The 21043-nt window shown below is 41.1% G+C and carries 20 protein-coding genes and 1 riboswitch; of the genes, 14 read left to right on the forward strand and 6 right to left on the reverse strand.

What is annotated here, in order from left to right:
* Nucleotides 1-134: 134 nt before the first annotated feature.
* From U2P91_RS16190 to U2P91_RS16205, 4 genes are all read left to right on the forward strand, one after another.
* Nucleotides 135-932 (forward strand): mechanosensitive ion channel family protein, encoded by a 798-nt coding sequence (locus tag U2P91_RS16190; RefSeq protein ID WP_322520040.1) that lies wholly within the window; start codon nucleotides 135-137, stop codon nucleotides 930-932.
* 156 nt (nucleotides 933-1088) lie between these two features.
* A complete protein-coding gene (locus U2P91_RS16195; protein WP_111887018.1) occupies nucleotides 1089-1457 on the forward strand; it encodes an HsmA family protein in 369 nt (122 codons plus the stop codon).
* 340 nt (nucleotides 1458-1797) lie between these two features.
* A complete protein-coding gene (locus tag U2P91_RS16200) occupies nucleotides 1798-3042 on the forward strand; it encodes a sensor domain-containing diguanylate cyclase (protein ID WP_162624398.1) in 1245 nt (414 codons plus the stop codon).
* A 153-nt stretch (nucleotides 3043-3195) separates the two neighbouring features.
* Nucleotides 3196-3465, forward strand: coding sequence for a late competence development ComFB family protein (locus U2P91_RS16205; RefSeq protein ID WP_111887016.1), 270 nt, complete (start codon nucleotides 3196-3198; stop codon nucleotides 3463-3465).
* A 108-nt stretch (nucleotides 3466-3573) separates the two neighbouring features.
* Here U2P91_RS16205 and U2P91_RS16210 read toward each other — a convergent pair whose 3' ends face one another.
* The 5 genes from U2P91_RS16210 to U2P91_RS16230 form a co-directional block, all read right to left on the reverse strand.
* A complete protein-coding gene (locus U2P91_RS16210) occupies nucleotides 3574-4779 on the reverse strand; it encodes an aspartate kinase (RefSeq protein ID WP_111887015.1) in 1206 nt (401 codons plus the stop codon).
* Nucleotides 4780-4844: 65 nt separating this feature from the next.
* Nucleotides 4845-5600 (reverse strand): 4-hydroxy-tetrahydrodipicolinate reductase, encoded by a 756-nt coding sequence (gene dapB, locus U2P91_RS16215; RefSeq protein ID WP_111887014.1) that lies wholly within the window; start codon nucleotides 5598-5600, stop codon nucleotides 4845-4847.
* A 9-nt stretch (nucleotides 5601-5609) separates the two neighbouring features.
* Nucleotides 5610-6488, reverse strand: coding sequence for a 4-hydroxy-tetrahydrodipicolinate synthase (gene dapA, locus U2P91_RS16220; protein WP_111887013.1), 879 nt, complete (start codon nucleotides 6486-6488; stop codon nucleotides 5610-5612).
* A gap of 82 nt (nucleotides 6489-6570) precedes the next feature.
* Nucleotides 6571-7569: an aspartate-semialdehyde dehydrogenase gene (locus tag U2P91_RS16225; RefSeq protein ID WP_111887012.1), complete on the reverse strand. Its 999-nt coding sequence runs from the start codon at nucleotides 7567-7569 to the stop codon at nucleotides 6571-6573.
* A gap of 85 nt (nucleotides 7570-7654) precedes the next feature.
* A riboswitch (Lysine riboswitch) is annotated at nucleotides 7655-7827 on the reverse strand.
* A gap of 122 nt (nucleotides 7828-7949) precedes the next feature.
* Nucleotides 7950-8162 carry a DUF1858 domain-containing protein gene (locus U2P91_RS16230; RefSeq protein ID WP_204355465.1) on the reverse strand — a complete coding sequence of 71 codons (213 nt, stop codon included), beginning with the start codon at nucleotides 8160-8162 and terminating at the stop codon, nucleotides 7950-7952.
* A gap of 168 nt (nucleotides 8163-8330) precedes the next feature.
* Between U2P91_RS16230 and U2P91_RS16235 the strand changes: the two genes are divergently transcribed.
* From U2P91_RS16235 to U2P91_RS16270, 8 genes are all read left to right on the forward strand, one after another.
* The gene (locus U2P91_RS16235; RefSeq protein ID WP_111887011.1) at nucleotides 8331-8606 is read left to right on the forward strand and encodes an HPr family phosphocarrier protein; all 276 of its coding nucleotides are present in this window, start codon (nucleotides 8331-8333) and stop codon (nucleotides 8604-8606) included.
* 192 nt (nucleotides 8607-8798) lie between these two features.
* Complete coding sequence (gene cobS, locus U2P91_RS16240) at nucleotides 8799-9563, forward strand: adenosylcobinamide-GDP ribazoletransferase (protein ID WP_322520041.1); 765 nt, start codon at nucleotides 8799-8801, stop codon at nucleotides 9561-9563.
* Between the two features lie 138 nt (nucleotides 9564-9701).
* Nucleotides 9702-11681, forward strand: a complete 1980-nt coding sequence (locus tag U2P91_RS16245) for a YgiQ family radical SAM protein (protein WP_111887010.1) — start codon at nucleotides 9702-9704, stop codon at nucleotides 11679-11681.
* The gene (locus tag U2P91_RS16250; RefSeq protein WP_111887009.1) at nucleotides 11653-12027 is read left to right on the forward strand and encodes a metal-dependent transcriptional regulator; all 375 of its coding nucleotides are present in this window, start codon (nucleotides 11653-11655) and stop codon (nucleotides 12025-12027) included. Before U2P91_RS16245 ends, U2P91_RS16250 begins: the two co-directional genes overlap by 29 nt.
* A gap of 26 nt (nucleotides 12028-12053) precedes the next feature.
* A complete protein-coding gene (rlmD, locus tag U2P91_RS16255) occupies nucleotides 12054-13421 on the forward strand; it encodes a 23S rRNA (uracil(1939)-C(5))-methyltransferase RlmD (protein WP_111887008.1) in 1368 nt (455 codons plus the stop codon).
* A gap of 278 nt (nucleotides 13422-13699) precedes the next feature.
* Nucleotides 13700-13912, forward strand: a complete 213-nt coding sequence (locus U2P91_RS16260; protein ID WP_322520042.1) for a hypothetical protein — start codon at nucleotides 13700-13702, stop codon at nucleotides 13910-13912.
* A 54-nt stretch (nucleotides 13913-13966) separates the two neighbouring features.
* A complete protein-coding gene (locus U2P91_RS16265; RefSeq protein WP_111887006.1) occupies nucleotides 13967-17119 on the forward strand; it encodes an ATP-binding protein in 3153 nt (1050 codons plus the stop codon).
* A gap of 15 nt (nucleotides 17120-17134) precedes the next feature.
* Nucleotides 17135-17542, forward strand: coding sequence for a response regulator (locus tag U2P91_RS16270; protein ID WP_111887005.1), 408 nt, complete (start codon nucleotides 17135-17137; stop codon nucleotides 17540-17542).
* 76 nt (nucleotides 17543-17618) lie between these two features.
* Here U2P91_RS16270 and U2P91_RS16275 read toward each other — a convergent pair whose 3' ends face one another.
* Nucleotides 17619-18020: a bacteriohemerythrin gene (locus U2P91_RS16275; protein ID WP_111887004.1), complete on the reverse strand. Its 402-nt coding sequence runs from the start codon at nucleotides 18018-18020 to the stop codon at nucleotides 17619-17621.
* A 250-nt stretch (nucleotides 18021-18270) separates the two neighbouring features.
* Between U2P91_RS16275 and U2P91_RS16280 the strand changes: the two genes are divergently transcribed.
* On the forward strand, nucleotides 18271-19098 hold the full coding sequence (locus U2P91_RS16280) for a CheR family methyltransferase (RefSeq protein ID WP_111887003.1): 828 nt from the start codon (nucleotides 18271-18273) through the stop codon (nucleotides 19096-19098).
* Nucleotides 19099-19148: 50 nt separating this feature from the next.
* Nucleotides 19149-20945: a leucine-rich repeat domain-containing protein gene (locus U2P91_RS16285; protein ID WP_111887002.1), complete on the forward strand. Its 1797-nt coding sequence runs from the start codon at nucleotides 19149-19151 to the stop codon at nucleotides 20943-20945.
* Nucleotides 20946-21043 lie beyond the last annotated feature (98 nt).

A 21043-nucleotide genomic window follows, 5' to 3' on the forward strand; every position in this document is an offset into this window, starting at 1 on the left:
CTGCCTAATCAAAACGCGAAAGGAGATTTATCTAAAAATTTCTAATTTCGTGTCTTGACAAGCGTGTACATTATATTACAAACTATTTTATTGAAAATAATCACACCCTGAATATTATCTTTTCGATCGGATGGTTGATCATCACAATTCTAGTTGTCACGATCATCAATCGACTTTTATTTCGCTACATCGATGATAACAGTCGTTATCATATTTTCAGAAAGCGGATTTATTACCTTTTTTCAGGTGTTTATCTGATCATCTTATGGGTTTTGTGGGCTCAAAATACAGCTTATATTGCCACTTATGTTGGTTTGCTCTCAGCGGGGATTGCAATCGCCCTTAAAGATCTCTTTGCTAACATAGCAGCCTGGTTTTTCATCATGATTCGAAAACCCTTCGAAATCGGTCAACGCGTCCTGATCGGCGATAGTCGGGGGGATGTGATCGACATTCGCTTGTTTCAATTTTCGCTAATGGAAGTCACCGATATTCAGGTTGGAGAACAGAGCACCGGACGGATTGTCGATATCCCCAACCATTATGTTTTTGTTTATCCCACCGTTAATTACACCAAAGGCTTTAAATATATCTGGAATGAAATCTCAGTTTTAATTACCTTCGAAAGTGACTGGGAATTAGCTAAAGAAAAGCTGACCGAAATTGTCAATCATCATGCTCTTCATTTTACTGAAGAAGCAGCAGAACAAATAAAATCAACAGCCAGAAAGTACATGATCCTATATAACAATCTGACCCCGATTGTCTATACCGATGTTAAAGAAAGTGGGGTTGAATTGACATTAAGATACCTGTGTCTGCCAAAACAAAGACGTGATACCAATAATGACATCTGGGAAGATATTCTTAGACTGATATCTGACGCATCCGAAATTGATTTGGCCTATCCCACACTCAGACATATTGTTTGACTGGCTAGATTCTTAGTTTTATTAGGTTTTGTTTTATATTGTCGGTTGCTGTATAATATTCAATAACACAGCGTGAATTCATCGCAATAGATGCTGGATCAATTTGATTTTGTTAGTTATGATAAAAAATATAAATATAAGTAGGAGAATCTTATTATGTTAATTTATGCTATCATATCCATTACCTTGGCACTGGTATTCTATACGATCGGTGTATGGGGTGAAAAAATTCAAGGACAGCTAAAAACATGGCATTTAGTTGTGTTTTATATCGGATTGGTTTGTGACACCACGGGAACAATAATGATGAGCAAAATTTCGTCTGGGGGATCGTTTCTAAATTTTCACGGCATGACGGGGATGCTCGCGATTGTACTGATGATGTTACATGCCGTTTGGGCAACGGTGGTCTTAGTTAAGGGTGATGAAAAAGCCAAGGTAAATTTCCATAAACTCAGCTTAATTGTCTGGCTGATCTGGTTGATCCCGTTTATTTCCGGAGCTATTTTTGGTGTATCGATATAACCAGTCAGTTCTGATAAAGACAAATAAAAAACGAAAGTGGATTTTTTAAATAGGATTGGATGCTAGGGGTTCCATTTCCCCCCAAAAGTGAGCTAAAATTAGCTAGCCAGTTTTTTTAAAGCTTATTAATCTTTGTCAATGTCAAAGAAACCTAGGACACCTACGACTTGGATGAATTAGTGCATTTAGGTTTCATTTGCGGCAGTTGATGATACAAAACTATTTGTTTCACCAAAAATCCCGTAAAATTTGAACAAAGATTTAAAGTAGATTGTTAAGGTTTTATGATACAAAAAAATAATTGTGTAAATGTTACTAAATGAAGGGAGGCCAGAGAAAAATGTTAAGTCACGACGCTAAAGCGATGATTAATTATGTTAATACAATTTTAAATAATAAAAAGTTAAGTAACGACATCCCCAATATAGCAGAGGGAGATGCAGACTTTTTAGTGCTGGAACAGAGTCTTCGGACGGTAAGAAGTGTTGCAGAAGCACTGCGTGCAGGAAATATTCACCATAAGATCCAGGGCAATGGTTTTATTCTGGACTCGTTTCAACAATTTCAAAATAATGTCAAACGATCCAGCAGTGGGGTTATTAAGAGCATCGCCTCAAAAAGTATCAGAATTAAGGGCGAAAAAAACATACCAGGTAAGCTTCAGGAAGCTAATATTATCAAAAAGCGGGATAAGACGAGCAAAGAAATTGAAGAGCACTATCGTCTGATGACTGATCATGCTTGTGACATTATTGCAACGGTGGATCTGTCAGGTAATTTTACCTATATTAGCCCTTCGGTAGAAAAACTAACCGGCTATACCCCTGAAGAAGTTTTGAACCACTATCGCGAAATTGGTTATTTTCTCCCTGGCGTACAAAAAGAGATGGACCGACAAAGGGTCGCAATTAGAAAAATGGTAGAAAAGGGAGAACCGTTCTACCCGGTCAATTTTGAGCAACGACAGGTACGCAAGGATGGCGAAAGTATTTATACTGACACCGTGCTATCCGGAATTTATGACGAAGAAAATAACTTTCGGGAACTGCTGGCGGTTACCCGTGATATTACTGAAAAAGTAAAAATACGACGGGAAATGAAAGAACTTTCAGAAACCGATAAATTGACCAAGCTCTGTAATCGCGTTAAACTGGATTGTGCTCTGGAGCATGAATTGGATCGGGCAAAAACAAAGGCCACAGCTTTTGCTTTGATTATGATCGACATTGATCACTTTAAAAATATTAATGACCGTTTCGGTCATTTAGCTGGTGATGCAGTATTAATTGAACTGGCACAGCTTTTTAAAGACGTTATCCGATCATCTGATCTGATTGGTCGATGGGGTGGTGAAGAATTTCTGGCAATTCTTCCGGATGCAGATTCTAGTGAGGCGATGGAGCTGGCAGAAAAAATCAGGGGACGAGTCAGTGAGCATTATTTTCCAGAACAAGAACGTATTACGATCAGTCTGGGTGTATCTGTTTTTAGGGACGATGAAACGGCTGACAGCATCGTTTACCGAGCAGATCAGGCTTTGTATCAGGCCAAGAAAAATGGTAAAAACCAGGTCCGTCTGATGTGAAATGCTTTTTCCGATCGCTTAAAATCAAATTTCAAATATTGAGCTGAAAACGGTTGAAATGGAGTTGTTTTAATAGTATACTAAGAATTGTAAGTGTCAGTTTGACTAAATTATCAGCAGTATACTAATTCGACAAAATTTGGAGGGAAAGAGATGTTAAAGAATTACATGGAGGATGTGGTTGATTCATTTTTACCACATATGCTAGAACAATATCCAGAAATATGCAGATGTGAACTTTGCATGGAAGACATTAAGGCAATTGCGCTCAATAAATTAAAACCTGCTTATTTTGTAACACGCGAGGGGCTTTTATTTTCGAAAATTGATGAAATGACCTCCCAGCATAAGGCCGATCTGACCAGTGAACTAACCCGCGCCATCGACATTGTATCGAAAAACCCCCGTCATCCCCAAAAATAATAGGAAGTTTTCCTAATTCAATAAGCCAGTAATCCAGACACGCCGTTTGGATTACTGGCTTATTATGATAATCGGGATTTGCTGTTTTTAATTAATGCTCAGTTAATTTTATAAATCAAAGGCTTTGGCGGTGGCGGTGACAGCCTGATCCTTATCGTCTGATAGAATGATGCAACTGATACGAATTTCTGACGTGGTGATCATCAACATCTGGATGTTATTATCGGCTAAAAGTTGAAAAAATTTGGCAGCAACACCAGACTGACTGCGCATGCCAATGCCAACAACAGATAACTTTGAAATTTTCTCATTGATGATGACCCCGATTCCAGCATGTTTTCCCTGAAAAGCAGACAGAATTTTTTTGGCATCATTTAGATCAGAAGCCGGCGCGGTAAATGAGATGTTAATAAGACCATCAATGGGAGCGCTTTGGCTGATCATGTCGATGTTAATACTTTTGGTGGCAAATTGACTGAAAAACTGAGAAGTGATATTCGTATCAAAAGGAATATCACGAATGGTGATCATCATTTCGTCATTATCAATGGCCACACCGGTGATGGATTGTCCTTCCATATTTTTTTCTCCTTTTTTGATGATGGTGCCGGGTACTTCGTATTCACTTGAAGCCACCCAAATGGTCGTGTCGTATTTACTCGCTAATTCAATGGCGCGAGGATGCATAACCCCAGCACCCAGACTGGCCATCTCCAGCATTTCGTCATAAGAGACGGCGTTCAGTTTTTTAGCTTTGGGGTAAAGCCGGGGATCTACTCCGAAAATCCCTTCGACATCGGTGTAGATTTCACAGGGGGCATCCAGAACACAGGCTAAGGCGACGGCACTGGTGTCAGAGCCGCCCCGTCCCAGGGTGGTGACATCATCATTTTCATTGACCCCCTGAAATCCGGCAATGATGACAATTTTATCATCATTTAAGGCTTCCATAATTTTGGTGGTGTCAATGCCTTCGATACGCGATTTAGTATGGCGGCCGCTGGTGCGGATACCGACCTGGGGCCCAGTGAAAGAAATGGCATTATGACCTAAAGATTGGAGCGCCATCGATAGCAGCGAAATAGAGATCTGTTCGCCGGTAGATAGAAGCCGGTCCAACTCCCGTTTGGGTGGGGAGGGATTGATTTCATAGGCTAACTTTACCAGATCATCAGTGGTTTTGCCCATGGCTGAAACCACCACCACAACCTGGTGACCGTTTTGTTTCTTTGCAATGATGCGCTTGGCAACATTTAAAATCCGTTCGGTGGAACCCACTGAGGTTCCACCGTATTTTTGAACAACGATATGCATGAGATTAACCTCTAAATCAGTAGCAGTTATGATTAATCGACTGTTTATTGATCCTTTCTTAGATATTAGTCGTTGACGACCATCGACATGTCGTAGAGCCCGGGGGCTTTTCCAACCAGGTATTGGGCAGCTTTGACGGCGCCTTCGGCGAAGACTTTTTTGGATAAAGCCATATGGCTGACTTCGATGATTTCGTCGTTGCCAGCAAATATTACAGAATGCTCGCCGGGGATTGTGCCACCGCGGATGGCGTGGATGCCCAGTTCATTTTCAGTGCGTTTGGTATCACGGCCATGGCGGCCAAAAGAATAATCTTTTTTTGTTTCCAGCCCCTCATTGATGGCGTCGGCCAGCAGCAGTGCGGTGCCACTGGGAGCATCTTGTTTTTTATTATGGTGCTTTTCGATAATTTCAATATCAAAGCCGCTTTCCAGCTTGGCTACCATTTCGTTTAACATTTTGGCAATTAGATTGATGCCCAGCGATAGGTTGGCGGTTTTAAAAACCGGAAATTCAAGGGAACCTTCTTTGATGGCCGTCAGATCGGTTTCCGACAGACCAGTAGTAGCAATGACAATGGGGATTTTTTTGCTTTTGGCAAAGCCGAAAATTTTCGGGAAAGCCGCAAAGTGTGAAAAATCGATGATCACATCCACTGCTTCGGCGCAGGTTTCCAGATTGGTGTAAACCGGAAAGGGCAGACTGGTGTTAGCCTGCTGATCAAATCCGGCCACCACCTGGGTGTTTGGGTTTGCGGTAATAATCTGCTGGAGGGTGGTGCCCATGGCCCCAGAGACGCCACTGAGTAAAATATTGATCATGGCAGTCTCCTATAATAAGCCATAGGCTTTTAAATCGGCAACCAGTTTTTCTTTGTTGGATTCTTCCATATCGACTAGCGGCAGTCGCATTTCTCCAGAGTCCATTCCCATCAAACCCATGGCGGTTTTAATAGGAATGGGGTTGGTTTCATAGAACATCGCCAGATTGACCAGGTTGGTTTTAAATTGTAGTTCCCGGGCTTTAGCCAGATCGCCGGCCATAAAGCTGGTCACCAGATTGTGCATATCAGCGGGAATAATATTGGCTGAGACAGAGATGACCCCTTTGCCGCCAACAGATAGTATTGGTAGTACATGATCATCATTACCACTGTAAATATCAATATCGCTACCACAAACACGGGCGATTTCGGTGACCTGGCTGATATCGCCGCTAGCTTCTTTAACAGCAGCTACATTGGCGATTTTGCTCAATTCTTTAATGGTGGATACGGCTATGTTCATGCCGGTGCGACTGGGAACATTGTAAATAATCACGGGAATAGTGATGGCATTGGCTATAGCAGAAATATGAGCGATGATTCCTCGCTGGGTCGATTTATTGTAGTAGGGGTTAATAATCAGAGCAGCATCGGCACCAGCTTTTTCGGCTTCCTTAGAAAGCATGATGGAATAAGCGGTGTCATTACTACCAGTTCCAGCAACATAAGGAACCCGGCCGTTAATGTATTTCCCGGCATCTTTTAGTAGTTCTAAATGTTCGGCATCGGTGAGGGTTGAGGTTTCACCAGTGGTACCGGCAATTAGAATGGCGTCGGTTTTTTGTTCGATCTGCCAGTCGATCAGTTTGTGAAAACGTTCAAAATCAACTTTTCCATTTTTAAACGGGGTAACCAGTGCAACACAGCTTCCTGTAAAAATACTCATTTTCAATCTCCTTTGATTTGTTTTTGGGGGTTGACGTATTAAATAATTGTTCTTCAAAGCCAACGATACTTAATTTAGTGGCCTAGATCAATCCGCGTTCGATTAGTGAAAAGGCAATCTGGACTGCATTGGAGGCAGCGCCTTTGCGGATGTTGTCAGCAACAACCCATAGGTTTAGACCATTGTCGACGCTATAATCACGACGCAGACGACCTACATAGACAGCATCGGTGTTCTCAGCTGTCCGAGCCAGGGGATAGACATTGTTGGCGGGATCATCCTGAAGCACAATTCCTAAGGAATTGCCATAAATATACCGGATCGAGTCCAACTCAAAAGGCTTTTTCAGCTCCACGTTGATACTTTCACTGTGGCTGTAGTAAACGGGCACCCGCACGGTGGTAGCGGTAATCCGTAGGCTATCGTCATGGAGAATTTTCTGGGTTTCATTGATCATTTTCATTTCTTCTTTGGTGTAGCCATTATCAAGAAAGGAATCAATGTGGGGCAACACATTATAGGCGATGGGGTGGGGATAGAAAGCATTGGCTTCGCCCTTGATCCCTCTTTCCAGGTCAGCATAACCGTTGACGCCAGAACCGGAAACAGCCTGATAGGTGGAATAGACAATCCGATTAATCCCGAAAGCATCATACAGTGGTTTTAAAGCGACCACTGCCTGGATGGTGGAGCAGTTGGGATTGGCGATGATGTTTCCGTGCCAGTCCAGGTCTTCCGGGTTGACTTCGGGAACGACCAGGGGCACCAACGAATCCATCCGGAAGGCACTGCTGTTGTCAATAACAATGACACCTTTGGCGGCAGCGACTGGGGAAAATCGTTCGCTGGTGTCGCCGCCAGCTGAAAATAAGGCAATATCAATATCCTGGTCAAAGGCTTCATCACAAAGCTCCTGAACGACATAGGTTTTTTCGTTAAAAATAATTTCTTTGCCAGCGGACCGCTTAGATGCCATGGGGTATAGGTTTTTAACTGGAAATTTAAGCTCAGCCAGTACCTGTAGCATCTTTTGACCAACCATGCCAGTGGCACCAACAACGGCAACATTATAAGATTTCATAAGACCTCCAAAAATTTGATATAAAAAAAGCCAGTAACGTGTACCGGCTAAAAATCAAAGAAACGCGTACATGCGATTTCTATGGGTTCTAGATAGCACTCCATCATAAAAATGATGACAGTCTTACTGCTCTTTACAGTAAGCCCAGGATCATGGGGGCAATTCATGGTCCTTCGGCGAGCTTTCCTTTCACAGCGCTTCATCCCACTTGCCATGGTCTTCGCCGATAATCTTAAAGTCCGCACCTCTATCGTATTGATTTAATTCTATTCATTGTAACAATTATATCTGGTTATTTCAAGGGGATAATTATAAAAAGCTAATAAATATTAAAAAAAAGCAACGCATTTGTAAAAATACGTTGCTAAGTGCTAACTTGATTATTTTGTCAGATCAACTGCGTCCAACGCATCGTTGATTGACTTAATGAGCACATCGACGTCGATTCCGTGTGCCAGGGCACCTTCTTCAATGTTTTCGAAACGTGCAGCCATACAACCAAAGCAATGCATTCCATAAGCCTGGAATACGTTGACAGAATCCGGATATGCGTTAACAGCATCCATGATGCCCATATCTTTAGTAACTTTCATTTTTTTCACCTCCGCAAAGTATAGATCTCATTTTACATATCATACATTATAAAACTTAAAAAAAGATTTTACAAGTGAAAAGAAATAAAAGTGCAATACTTGCTAAAATGTCACGGTGAGGTTATAATAGTACCATAGGGGAATTTTATAGTAAAGGGGTGGATTATTGTGATAGTTGATAAAGTAGTCGTTACGAACAAAGCAGGGCTTCATGCAAAACCAGCATCTCTTTTTGTACAAAGAGCCAATGACTTTAAAAGCGAAATCTATATCAAAAAAGAAGCAACCCGGGTTAATGCCAAAAGCATTATGGGTGTGATGATTTTAGCCGTTCAAAAAGGCGATGAGATCCAAATCGAAGCAACTGGCGATGACGAAAAAAAAGCAGTTGAACAATTAAAACAACTGATTGTCGATCGATTTGATTTTGTGGATGAAGTATAAATAGAGTGTTTATGAGGTAAATTAAAAACTAAATTCAGAAAATAAAGATCGCATAAAGTATGAATGCAAATTCATGCTTTTCTTTTTTCTGGGTTTTGCCATACAGAAATTTAAATTGGTTATTGCAAAATTGGTAGCGATCCGTAAAATATTTTGCAACGGCCTGACGACTAACAATAACTGGAGAAACAGATGCGAAAAATTTTAATAGCAATTTCTTTTTTTACCCGAATACCCATTAAACTAAAGGATGTCAGTTCCGAGGAGTTTTATGACGCAATGATTTTAATCCCTCTGGTGGGTGTTTTCATCGGGCTGATCCTCTTTGCGGCCTCCATTGTTTTTTCGTTTATTCACTTTGTTCAGCTCCAAGCCCTGCTCATGGTGATCGCCTATATCTGGCTTACCGGTGGCTTACACCTGGATGGATTTGCCGACACCACCGATGCTCTGTTTTCCGCCAGAGATCGGGAGAAGATGATGGAAATCATGAAAGATAGCCGTTTGGGTGCTTTTGGTGCGATTGGCCTGATCTTGATTATTTTAACAAATTGGATGAGCTATACCATCATTTTACCAGAACACAGCACTGCGATTTTGATTATACCAGTCTTTGGACGGGTAGCTGCGATCATGTCGACATGTTTTTCCACCTATGCTCCTGGGGGCGGCGGCTTGGGTAAACGCTTTGTCGAAATGACAAGGCTACACCATTTTATTATTTATCTGGTCTTATTACTGGGTTATACAACCCTGATTTTAGGCTTGCCGGGATTACTGACTGCAGTTATTTGTTTACTGCCCGCCTGGCTGTTAATGAAAAATCTCCAGCATAAAATTGGTGGTATGACCGGAGACACCATCGGGATGACCATTGAACTGAATCAAACCTTCTTTATGGTGGTTTACAGTGTGATTTTGATTAATTTTCCAATCTATTTCAGACTTTTTCAGTAAATATTAAATCGAAGGTGCTTCAAAATTTGAGTGTGTCAATAATAACAGCAGCATAACGTTTGGGCATTCTGAATTTATTGTAATCATTTCAGAGGTTTATTATTAATTGATGTGAAAAATTATTAAGAAAGGGTATGAATGAAGAAATCAATGAACGATGATCGGCAAAAATCCCGTTTTGATCAAAAAAATAACAAAAATACGGTTTTTTTACCGATGTCAAAAAATGAGATGAACGCCCAGGGCATTGATCAGTGTGATTTTATTCTCGTGACTGGCGATGCCTACGTAGACCATCCCTCTTTTGGAGCGGCTATTATTGGCCGAGTACTCCAATCCAGAGGCTTTGCAGTTGGTGTCATCGCCCAACCCAACTGGCGGGAAAACGCTGATTTTAAAAAGTTGGGCGTTCCTCGACTGGGGTTTTTGGTGACAGCCGGCAACCTGGATTCGATGGTAAATCATTTTACGGTAAACAAAAAACGCCGTCATGAGGATGTTTATGCTCCTGGGGGAAAAGCAGGTCTACGGCCGGATCGAGCGACCATCGTTTATTGTGGAAAAATTAGAGAGCTCTATGGTGACATCCCTCTGATTATTGGTGGTATCGAAGCCAGCTTGCGCCGCTTTGCCCACTATGATTACTGGCAGGAGAAGGTCAGACGACCAATTCTGTTTGATTCCCGGGCGGATCTACTGGTTTATGGGATGGGCGAGCTGGCCATGATTGAAATTGCTCAGGGGTTGGAGGCTGGAATTCCAGTGGATCAGTTAACCCATATTAAAGGAACCGCGGTGATTCAAAAGGAAGCAGATGTAAATGATGGGGTGGTATTACCGGCTACCGAAGCAGTGATGACTGATCCAATGGCTTATGCCAAAGCCACTGCCCTCATTTATCAGAGTAACAATGCTCACGATCCTAAGACCTATTTTCAGCAATCCGGAAATCGCTACCTGTGTCAGAATCCGCCGCAACTGCCCTTAAGTCAAGAAGCCTTTGACGACCTTTATGATCTGCCCTTTACCTATAACTGGCATCCCGCCTATGATGAGCTTGGGGGGATACCAGGCCTGGAAGAAGTAAAGTTTAGCATTACTGCTAACCGGGGCTGCTATGGCAATTGTACTTTTTGCGCCCTGGCCATTCATCAGGGTAAATACGTGCAGATGCGCAGCGGGGAGTCGATCGTCCGCGAAGCCAGCCGGATGACCAAGGACCCGGATTTCAAAGGGTATATCCATGATATTGGAGGACCCACCGCAAATTTTTCCCACCTGGCCTGTAAAAAACAGGAAACCCGAGGTTATTGCAGCAATCGTGAATGCTTAGCTCCAGAACCCTGTAAAAGTATTGATCCCAGCCACAAACTCTATCTGGAAACGCTTCGGGCGGTCCGAAAGTTGCCGGGGATTAAGAAGGTTTTTATCCGGTCGGGCATCCGTTATGATTATATGGCTCTGGATAAGGATAAAACCTTTTTTAAAGAACTGGTGGAGCATCATATCAGCGGACAGCTCCGGGTTGCTCCGGAACATGTGTCTGATGAGGTGTTGCGTCATATGGGTAAACCGGCCTTCAAGGTCTATGAAAAATTTGCCCGAGATTTTAAACAGATTGATCAGCAACTTGGAAAAAATCAATTTATTTTACCCTATTTCATCACTGGGCACCCCGGCTGTACGCTTCAAGAGGCGATCAAACTGGCAGAGTATATCCGGGACATGGGCTTTTTTCCGGAGCAGGTTCAGGATTTTTATCCGACTCCGGGTTCAGTGGCTACTGCAATGTACTATACAGGGATCAATCCCCTGACGCTGGAAGTGGTTTATGTACCTAAGGGACGGGAAAAGAATATGCAACGGGCTTTGGTTCAGTATCAAAAGCGAGATAATTATTTGCTGGTTTATGAGGCACTGACGAAAGCCTACCGTGAGGATTTAATCGGATCGGGGAAAAAGGCGCTGATACCGGAAAAGGTAAAAAGTTCCAACCGTCAGAATTCCCAGGCAAAAAAAGCAAGCTCATCCCAGTCAGTTCAGACAAAACAATCAAAAATAAATCAAAAGGATAAAAGCAGAGGTAAAAATGGAAAAAAAATTAACCGAATCCATTGAGGATTATATCGAAACCATTTATCTGGAGAGTGAAAAACATGGCAAAGGTGTCAGGATTACCGACATCGCATTAGAGTTAAGTGTCAGCAAGGCTAGTGCCAATGACGCAGTGCGTAAGCTCAAGGAGTTGGGTTATGTGGAGCACGAACGTTATGGACAGATCTATCTTACCGAAGCAGGGAAAAATCGGGCGGTGAAGGTTTATGAAAAACACCGCTTAATTACTGAATATCTGGTAAAAGCCTTGGATGTGTCCTTGCCCGTTGCTGAAAAAGATGCCTGTAGCATCGAACATATCATCTCGGAAGAAACCTTCAAAAAAATGAAGGCTTATCTCAAACAGTAAAAAATAAGAAAATTAAGGAAGTAAGAATGAACGAAACAAACAACCAGATTAAAGTTGGCGAGAAGTATACCATGGAAATAATGGACATTACCCATAGCGGCGAAGGGGTGGGACGACTTGACAACATGATTGTTTTTGTTGAAGGCGGCCTCCCCGGAGATGTGTTGGAAGTGGAAATTAAAAATGTAAAAAAAACTTATGCTCAGGGTAAACTTCTGTCCATTAACCAGTCTTCACCCGAACGGGTGACTCCTGCTTGTCCATACTTTGAAGAATGTGGGGGCTGTCAGATCCTGCATATGCGTTATGATGGTCAGCTACGGGCGAAATCTAAGATGGTAAAGGATGCACTCCAGCGTATTGGGGGACTAAAGGAAATTGAAGTTAGCCCCATAGTTGGTATGGAAGATCCGCAGCGATATCGAAATAAAGCCCAGTTTAAACTGGACAATAAAGGTATGGGTTTCTATGCGAAAAAATCCCACAACCTGGTTCATATTCAAGATTGTCTAAACCAGCCTGAATCGGCAGCGGATGCAATTAAAACCATCAATGCTCTGATAAAGGATCTGAATTTAAGTATTTATGATGAACGTACCCATAAGGGTTACGTCCGGGGTGTGCTTCAGCGCACGAACCTCCAGGGCGAGAATATGATCACCCTGATCATCAACGGGAAAGATTTAAGTCAGCGTCAAGCCATTGTAGAAGGCATACTGGCAGGTATTCCTAATGTTAAAAGCATTTATGTGAATATCAACCGCGAGAAAGGCAACGTCATTCTGGGCCGAAAAAGCCTTTGTGTTCATGGTGCTGCCCGCTTAGTTGAACAGATCGGAGATCTCAGTTTTTCGATTTCACCTAACTCATTTTTCCAGGTGAATTCCAAACAAACCGTTAAGCTCTATGATACGATTAAAGCTTTTGCCGATTTGAAAGGTACTGAAACGGTTTTTGATCTTTATTGCGGTACTGGCACCATCGGTCTTTATCTGGCGGCTCAAGCCAAACAAGTGATTGGGATTGAAAGCGTGGGTGATGCTATTCTTGATGCGCGCGAAAACGCTGGTTTAAATCAAATTGAAAACGCCAGCTTCCATCTGGGCAGAGCAGAAGATGAGATGCTCAAGATTATCAAAGAAGAAGGCGTCAAACCGGACCTAATCATTCTAGACCCACCTCGTAAAGGTTGTGAAGAATCACTGCTGACAGCCATCAATGACCTTGGAACTCCCCGGATTATCTATGTTTCCTGTAACCCTTCAACCCTGGCTAGAGATCTTAAATTTATGACTGATGCCGGTTATGCAATTAAGGCGGTTCAGCCAGTGGATTTATTCCCGGGAACGGGACACGTTGAGACGGTCGTATTGATGTCACGAGTAGAAAAATAAATGTCTTAAAAGTCCAGTATTACTGGGCTTTTTCTTTTTTTGTGCTATAATTTTATTATATGAAAACAGGTGAATTATTGCTTCGTGGGAATCGATCCAAAGAGCTGATTTTGGACCGTACAGTACGATTTAGATGTCAGTGCTAGGCGAGAAGTCGATATAGATGTTTTTGGCTTTTGGGACTTGTGGAATGGTCGATTTAGATGTTTTTTTGATCTACTTCGGCAACTTCTCAGGAAACGGCCGCCGCCAGCGAAGAATTGGCAAGTCAGACGGAAATGCTAAAAGAGCAAGTTGCCCGGTTTAAACTAAAACGGGGGGGCTTCATGGGAACCGAAGCTTATGAAAACTTGAGTCCGGAAATGATGCGGATGTTTGAAAACATGAAAGAGCAGAACCGTCAGGCAGTCAATAAACGATCTGGTCAGTCTAGCCAAGCGCCACCTGCGAAAAGCATCATATTGAGTGATGACGAGTATGGAAAATATTAACACCTCTAACAAACGTAAGTAAGGGCCTAAACTATATTAACCTGGAGAAATCGAATGGATGAAATGAGACAGCAAATTATAAATAAAGATAAAGCTTGGCTGGTATCAACCCTGAACAGCGCCGGGGATGCTATCATCACTTGTAATATGGATGACCGCATGGATTTTGCCAATGCCGAAGCATTGAATATACTTGGCTTGAGTCTAGCAGAAATTTTGGATAAGCCTTTTTTGGAGGTTTTTAAACTATTTCGGGATGGGCAGGATATGCCGATCCAGTTCTGGACAAATGCCAAAAAGGGAGAAATGGCGGATAGTGTTGGTTTACCAGGACGATCCTATTATTTAAAATCGGATGGTACAAAGTGCTATCTGTCGGCCCGATTGTCCCCGCTTCTTTCGGATAGTGGGGATTATATAGGAAGGGTAGTCGTATTTCGGGATATCTCCAGAATTATCGAGGCCGAAATAACCATTAAAAACGAGCGCAATAATTTGAAAACGATGTTTGATCTGTTGCCAACCAGTATGCTGGTTGTCGATGAGAAGCTGTTAATAACCCGGGCTAATCGGGCCTTTTTTAAAACCTTTAATCTTGACATGAAAAATGTTATTGGCAGGCAATTCGGCGATGCGTTGGGATGCGTTTTCAGTTTTAATGGGGGGTGTGGTTATTCCAAGAATTGTGAATTTTGCCATTTTAGAAAAATAGTGACCCGCGTTTTGGAAGAAAAGAAAATAATCAGAGACAGATCCATTAAAGTGAATTTTATAAACCATGGGATCAAAGATACCCGGTATTTAAATTTGAGTGTGATGCCAATTATTTCAGCCAATTATTCCGAGTATATCATCACTCTGGAAGATATGACTGAACAGTATTATTATGAGAAAGGTTTAAAAGAAGCGCGGGAAGCCAGCCTCTCTATTTTAGATAGTTTGCCGGTCATGATTTACCGTATTGATCGTGATCAACGCTGTGATTTTATTAATCAAACGTTTAAAGCTTTCATGAATATATCCCGAGACTTTTTTTTGAAGAACCTGAAAAGTCATATGAAAACTGACGATCATCAACGCTTTATCAATACGTTAAAACGTTCCCTAAAAGAAAAATGCAACTTTAATATTGAACTAGAACTATTAGCACCAAACAATACCTATCGTATCTTTCGAGGCATGGGGCGACCTTTTTACGATAAAAATCAAGAATATGCAGGGATGATTGGGTTATTTTTAGACATTCACGATGAACGCTTTGCAGAAGAGCTTTTTACTAAGAGTCAGAAAAAATATTTTTCGCTGTTTAAATACATGGACAGTAGCATCTCATACTTTAAAGCCCTTTACGACAATGACCGAAACCTAATTGATGCGGAACTGGTGGAGATGAATCTGGCAACTGAAGAATTGTTTGGTGTCAATCGGGATGAGGTAATCGGCCACAAATTGTCAGAAATGGGATTTCTTGAAACCAAAGAAAGCTTGGGACTTTTTAAAAGATTCCGAGAGGTTCTCACCCATGGCGAAAATATACCACTTGAAGAGTATTATATGATTCGCCTTGAAAAATGGGTGGAAGGCTCAATATACAGTCCAGAATCTGGTTATGTGGCGGTTCTTGCTTCAGATGTTGATCAAAAGAAAAAAACCGAAATAAAACTTAAGCAAGCAATTGAACGATCGGAAGAAGCTAATCGGGCCAAGAGTGAGTTTTTAGCAAATATGAGCCATGAAATTCGGACGCCACTTAATGGCATTGTCGGGATGATTGATCTCACTGCTTTAGAACCCCTTTCTGAGGAACAAAAGGATAATCTGAGAACTGCCAAAGGATGTGTGGCGTCGCTGATTGCGATTATCAATGATATATTAGATTTTGCAAAAATTGAAGCTGGAAAATTGATGCTTAATCCAATGAGTTTTAATTTGATGTCTTTTGTTGAATCGACAGTCAAAACGCACAAAAAACATGCCCTTGAAAAATATCTGGATTTGACCGTCAATTATGAGAACATTATCTCAAATTTTGTTATCAGTGACAGCATGCGGCTCAAACAAATTCTAAATAATTTGATCAGCAATGCCATAAAATTCACTAATCAAGGATCAGTTACAATCACAGTCAGCCAAGAACCGTTGCCGGGTAAAACGGATCAAATTGTCCAGAAAATCACGATAGCTGATACCGGGATAGGAATCGATGAAAAAGACTATCCGATGCTGTTTCAGAGCTTTACTCAGATTGATGGCTCCTATACCCGGGAATATGGCGGAACAGGATTAGGTCTGGTGATTACAAAGCAACTCCTGGAAATGATGGGGGGAGAGGTAAGGTTCATCAGTCAGCTCGGAGTAGGGAGCACCTTTTCCGTTATTCTACCGATGATCATCACCAAAAAATCCGGTGAAACAGACGTCGAAACGGATGGGGAGGATAGTTTCGCGGGAAGTCGGATTTTGCTCGTTGAAGATGATCAGGTCAATCAAATCGTGATTGCAAAAATGCTTGAAAGTTTCGGTGCTGTGGTTGATGTGGCGGGAAACGGTGTTGAGGGTGTAAAAGCGGCTTCGAAAAATAATTATGATATTATTTTTATGGATGGGCAGATGCCTGTAATGGATGGAATTAAAGCGACCAAGTTGATTCGAGGGACGGAAACAACAACAGAGCCCTATTTTAAGTCTAATGAACTGGAAGAGTCTCTTAATCGAGAAACGCCAATAGTTGCTTTAACTGCCTTTGCGCTAAAAGGAGATGAAGCTATTTTTAAAGCAAGTGGAATGGATGACTATTTGTCTAAACCATTGGATCGACACCAAATGCAGCAGCTCTTAAAAAAATACCTTGGCCATTTGAAAGTAACCGCTCCAAAGCGATCTGTGGTAAATTTAGGTAGCTATTACGAGAAAGAGTGGGATATCAGCAAATCTAATTCGACAGAGCATTTAACTCCGGGCGAAAAAGAAAAGTGGGAAGTGACTCAAAAGATTGAAAGTCTTGAGCAGCTGTTGGCGCAGGAAAACCTGATCCTGATGGAAGTCATTGCCCATCAATTAAAAGGAATATTTGAAGAAATGAATATCGAGGTATTAAAAAACCTTGTTTTTAAAATAGAGTTGGAAATCAGAAAGGAGCGATTAGAAAAGGTGTCGGGATATTTAGAGCAGATCAGAGAAATCTGGCGGATGCATGTGCTAACGTAAGGGGGAGTGTATGAGATGAAGCGAATTTTAATTGTAGAAGATGATTTGATCAGCCGAAAATTTTTATCTAAATTCATGAACCGATACGGAGATTGCGATTTGGTAGTGGATGGCCTTGAAGCTATCGATGCCTATCTTTTAGCGACGAAAGAAGGCGTACCTTATGATCTGATCTGCCTTGATGTGATGATGCCTAAAATTGATGGGATTCAGGTGCTAAAAACCATCCGCGATTTGGAAAAACAAAATGGTGTTAACGATAATGAAAAGTGTAAAATAGTCATGACTACCGTATTGGGGGAAATCCTGACGGTCCAGTCAGCTTTTGATTTTGGCTGCAATGCCTATGCATCAAAACCCCTAGATATTGCAAAATTGACTGAAGTGCTAGGAAAAATCGGATTCATAGAAGAGCGGCTTTAAATCAGGAGGAGAGTATCTTTTTATCAACCTGATCAAGAAAAAAACCGTAATCTCAGAAGAGACTGCGGTTTGATTTTTATAAGGTTTTAGCATAAGCACCAATTTTTTTATCAACGTTTGAAATATGTTTAGTTAGCCAATTTACAATCATCTGGTTAGCACTGATTATCAAGGTAACGTTTCCTCCGGATTCGTTGAAATCCTTTTTGAGTTTAGCTAATTCTTCGATAAATCCATGATGTAATTTTTTTTGTTCATCGATGCCCGGATAGTTTATTTTGGTCATATAGGCTTCTTCATCTTTAAAATGTTGTTTGGTATAATCATCAAGAAAATCAAACATCTGAGCAATAACTTCCTTGGATTTTCCGGTTTTTCCGGCTTCAAAAAGTTGATCCGCTTTTTCAAACCAAATTTTATGTTGTGCATCAATGTTTTCTACACCAACTGATAATGCTGGTGTCCATACAATAGCCATAATTGTTCTCCATTCTAAATAAGATTTATTCCATTATAGACTTTTTCTTCTTGACTGACAAGAAAATTTTTAAATTAGCGAATTTGCTGGTGTAAATCGACTCTTAATTCCGACAAAGCGTGGGTATCTCCTATGAAATTCAGTATTTACTTTAGCCGCTGGCTGGGGTAAACTAGTTTAAGGTTTCGCCTGTTAGTCTGTCAGAAAGGCAAGGGGAGAAACAATGAAAACAGGATAGAGGATGTGAAAAATGATTCAAATCACCGAAAAAGAATTTGCCATGTTAACGGAATATATTCATTGTGAATATGGCATCGAGCTAAAGAAAGAAAAACAACTCCTACTTATGGGTCGGCTTCACAAGCTACTTGTCGAGTTGGGGTTTGATAGCTTTACAGACTATTATCATTATTTGATTTCTGATAAAACGGGTGAAGCCAGTTCAGTGTTAATCGATAAGGTTTCAACAAACCATACTTTTTTTATGAGAGAACCAGAGCACTTTGAGTATTTTAAAAATACGGTGCTGCCCAATTTGAAGATAAAAAAAGAAGAACAGAACAACCGCGATATTCGGCTTTGGTGTGCAGCCAGTTCCACGGGCGAAGAGCCCTATACTTTGGCAATGCTTATGGCTGACTATTTTGGATCAAGTGCCCATCACTGGGACAAAAAGCTACTGGCAACGGACATTTCAAATAAGGTATTGGATGTAGCTAAAAAAGGGATCTATGATAAAGAGCGTCTTCAGGTGTTGCCACCTAACTGGAAATTAAGGTATTTCAAGAACTATGATAGCAGTCAAATGGTGGTGGTGGATGAAATCAAAAAAGAAGTCATTTTTCGACGGTTTAACCTGATGACCCCCAACTTTGTTTTTAAGAAGAAATTTGATGTTATATTTTGTAGAAATGTCATGATATATTTTGATCAGACGACAAAGGATCGACTGGTTGAGAAAATGTACAATTATACAGAACCAGGGGGGTATTTATTCATCGGTCACGCAGAATCACTTAATCTTAAACAGACGAATTATAAATTTATTATGCCTGCTGTGTATCAAAAACCGTATTAAGTTTTAGCGGCATAAAAACATGATAATTAACCAGAAGGAGAAATGGCTTAATGGAAGATCTAATAAAAACGGAAACTGGAAATCAGATAAAAAAAAGATATCGTTTAAAAAATCATCTTTTGCCTCAATCGGAAAGGATGGATTGGCCGTCTTATCTGACGATTGACCGGAGTGTCAAGCCAAAAAAGAAAACGGTTTTGGAACTCACGCATGAAGCACTGCTTAAAGTTTATGGTGCATCAGGAGTGTTGGTTGATAAGATCGGGAATATTCGCTATGTTTATGGACATACCGGGCTTTTTCTGGAACCTGCGCAAGGTTATTCCGGTGCAACCAATATTCTGAAAATGGCCCGGCAAAAATTGCGTCGTGATTTAAATAAAACCTTGCATCTGGCAATAACCCGGCAGACGACATCAAGTTCTGCTATTATCCAGATTAAACGAAATGGTGAAACCATGAGTGTCTTAATCCGAGTAATACCGCTTCTAAAAAAGGCGTTAAAGGGACAAGACGATGATTTTTATCTGGTTATTTTTGAAAAAAAAGCGGACCTGAAGGTGGAAACAGAACGGAGTGGTTTTATGCTAGAGAGTGCGAATTCGCAATCTGAACAGCGTCTCTTGACTTTGATCACCGACGAAATCGAAGTGACTAGAACAAAGTTGTCAGATCTAAAGTCAGAGTTTGAAAATACTCAGTTGGAACTGGAAGTTTCCAGAAATAAGTTACATTCAGTTAAGTTAAATATTGATATGGCTGAAACGGAATTACAAACACTACGAAATAAAATAAGTGGCTCTAAGGAGGAACGCCAACTTCTTAGTGATGGACAGCAAAGTTCTATTACTGATAAAGAAGTAGTTGTGTCAGTGCAGCAAACCCAAATCGAGGAGCAACGCCCATTTGGTGAAGAACTGGCCACAATTAAAAATGAATTGTCAATGGCAACTGAGGCATTGGAACAGAAAAAAAACGCATTTGAAAAAATGAATCAAACATTTAAAGCAACGTCGGGTGAACTTTCTTTTATGGAGCGGCAAGAAAAGACTGAATCAGAGAATGGCCCGGATTTGGAGCCAACAACACAGGTCGCAGATATGGCAGAAAATGTCGTCGAACCCGTTTTTCCAAAGACAACAGGTCTAAATTTTGGAAGTGAGTCCGAGCTACTTGATAATAATATTGAAAAAAGTGAATTGCGTTTTAAAGATGCAGCAGAATTTCAGGCGGCTGCAAACCACGGATACCGGCATGACAATGGGATAAAGTCTGTGTACATCCCTGAGGGGGTTGACACAATTAAGCGAAGTATGTTTTATAAATGCACCCAACTGGAGAAGGTCAGCTTTCCTAACTCCCTAAAATTCATTGAAGGATTTGCGTTTTACGGTTGCGAAAAACTTGAAAATATAAATCTCGATACGTGTAAGGTGTTGGAAGTGATTGGAACTTCCACGTTTGAAGGATGCGTATCAATGGCGGAGTTGGGGCTTCCAGACTCACTAATTGAAATTGAAGAAGCCGCGTTTCTTGGTTGCCGAACAATGGAAACGATCGCGTTTCAAGAAAATTGTCAGTTGGAAATATTAGGAAGTCATGTTTTTAAGGATTGTGAAAAATTAAAGCAAATCAGCCTTCCAGATCAAATCAAACACATTGGCATTAGCTGTTTTTATGGCTGTCGAAGTCTAACAAAAGTTCGCCTGCCTAAAGAACTGGAGACGTTGGGAGAGTATGCTTTCTTTGGGTGCGAGGCACTAACTGAGATTGAACAAACAAACAAACAATTACTCAAGCAACCTGGTTTTTCAGTCGGATTACCTGAAGGTATCAAGATCTTATAAACTGAGCGTCGCGAATTTTTGCATATTTCTAAGATCGAGATACCTCAAATCCGCCAGACAGAATTTTTACTGGTAAAAGATTAATAAAATATAACAGA

It is taken from the genome of Acetobacterium sp. K1/6 (assembly GCF_034438075.1).
GTDB lineage: Bacteria > Bacillota > Clostridia > Eubacteriales > Eubacteriaceae > Acetobacterium > Acetobacterium carbinolicum.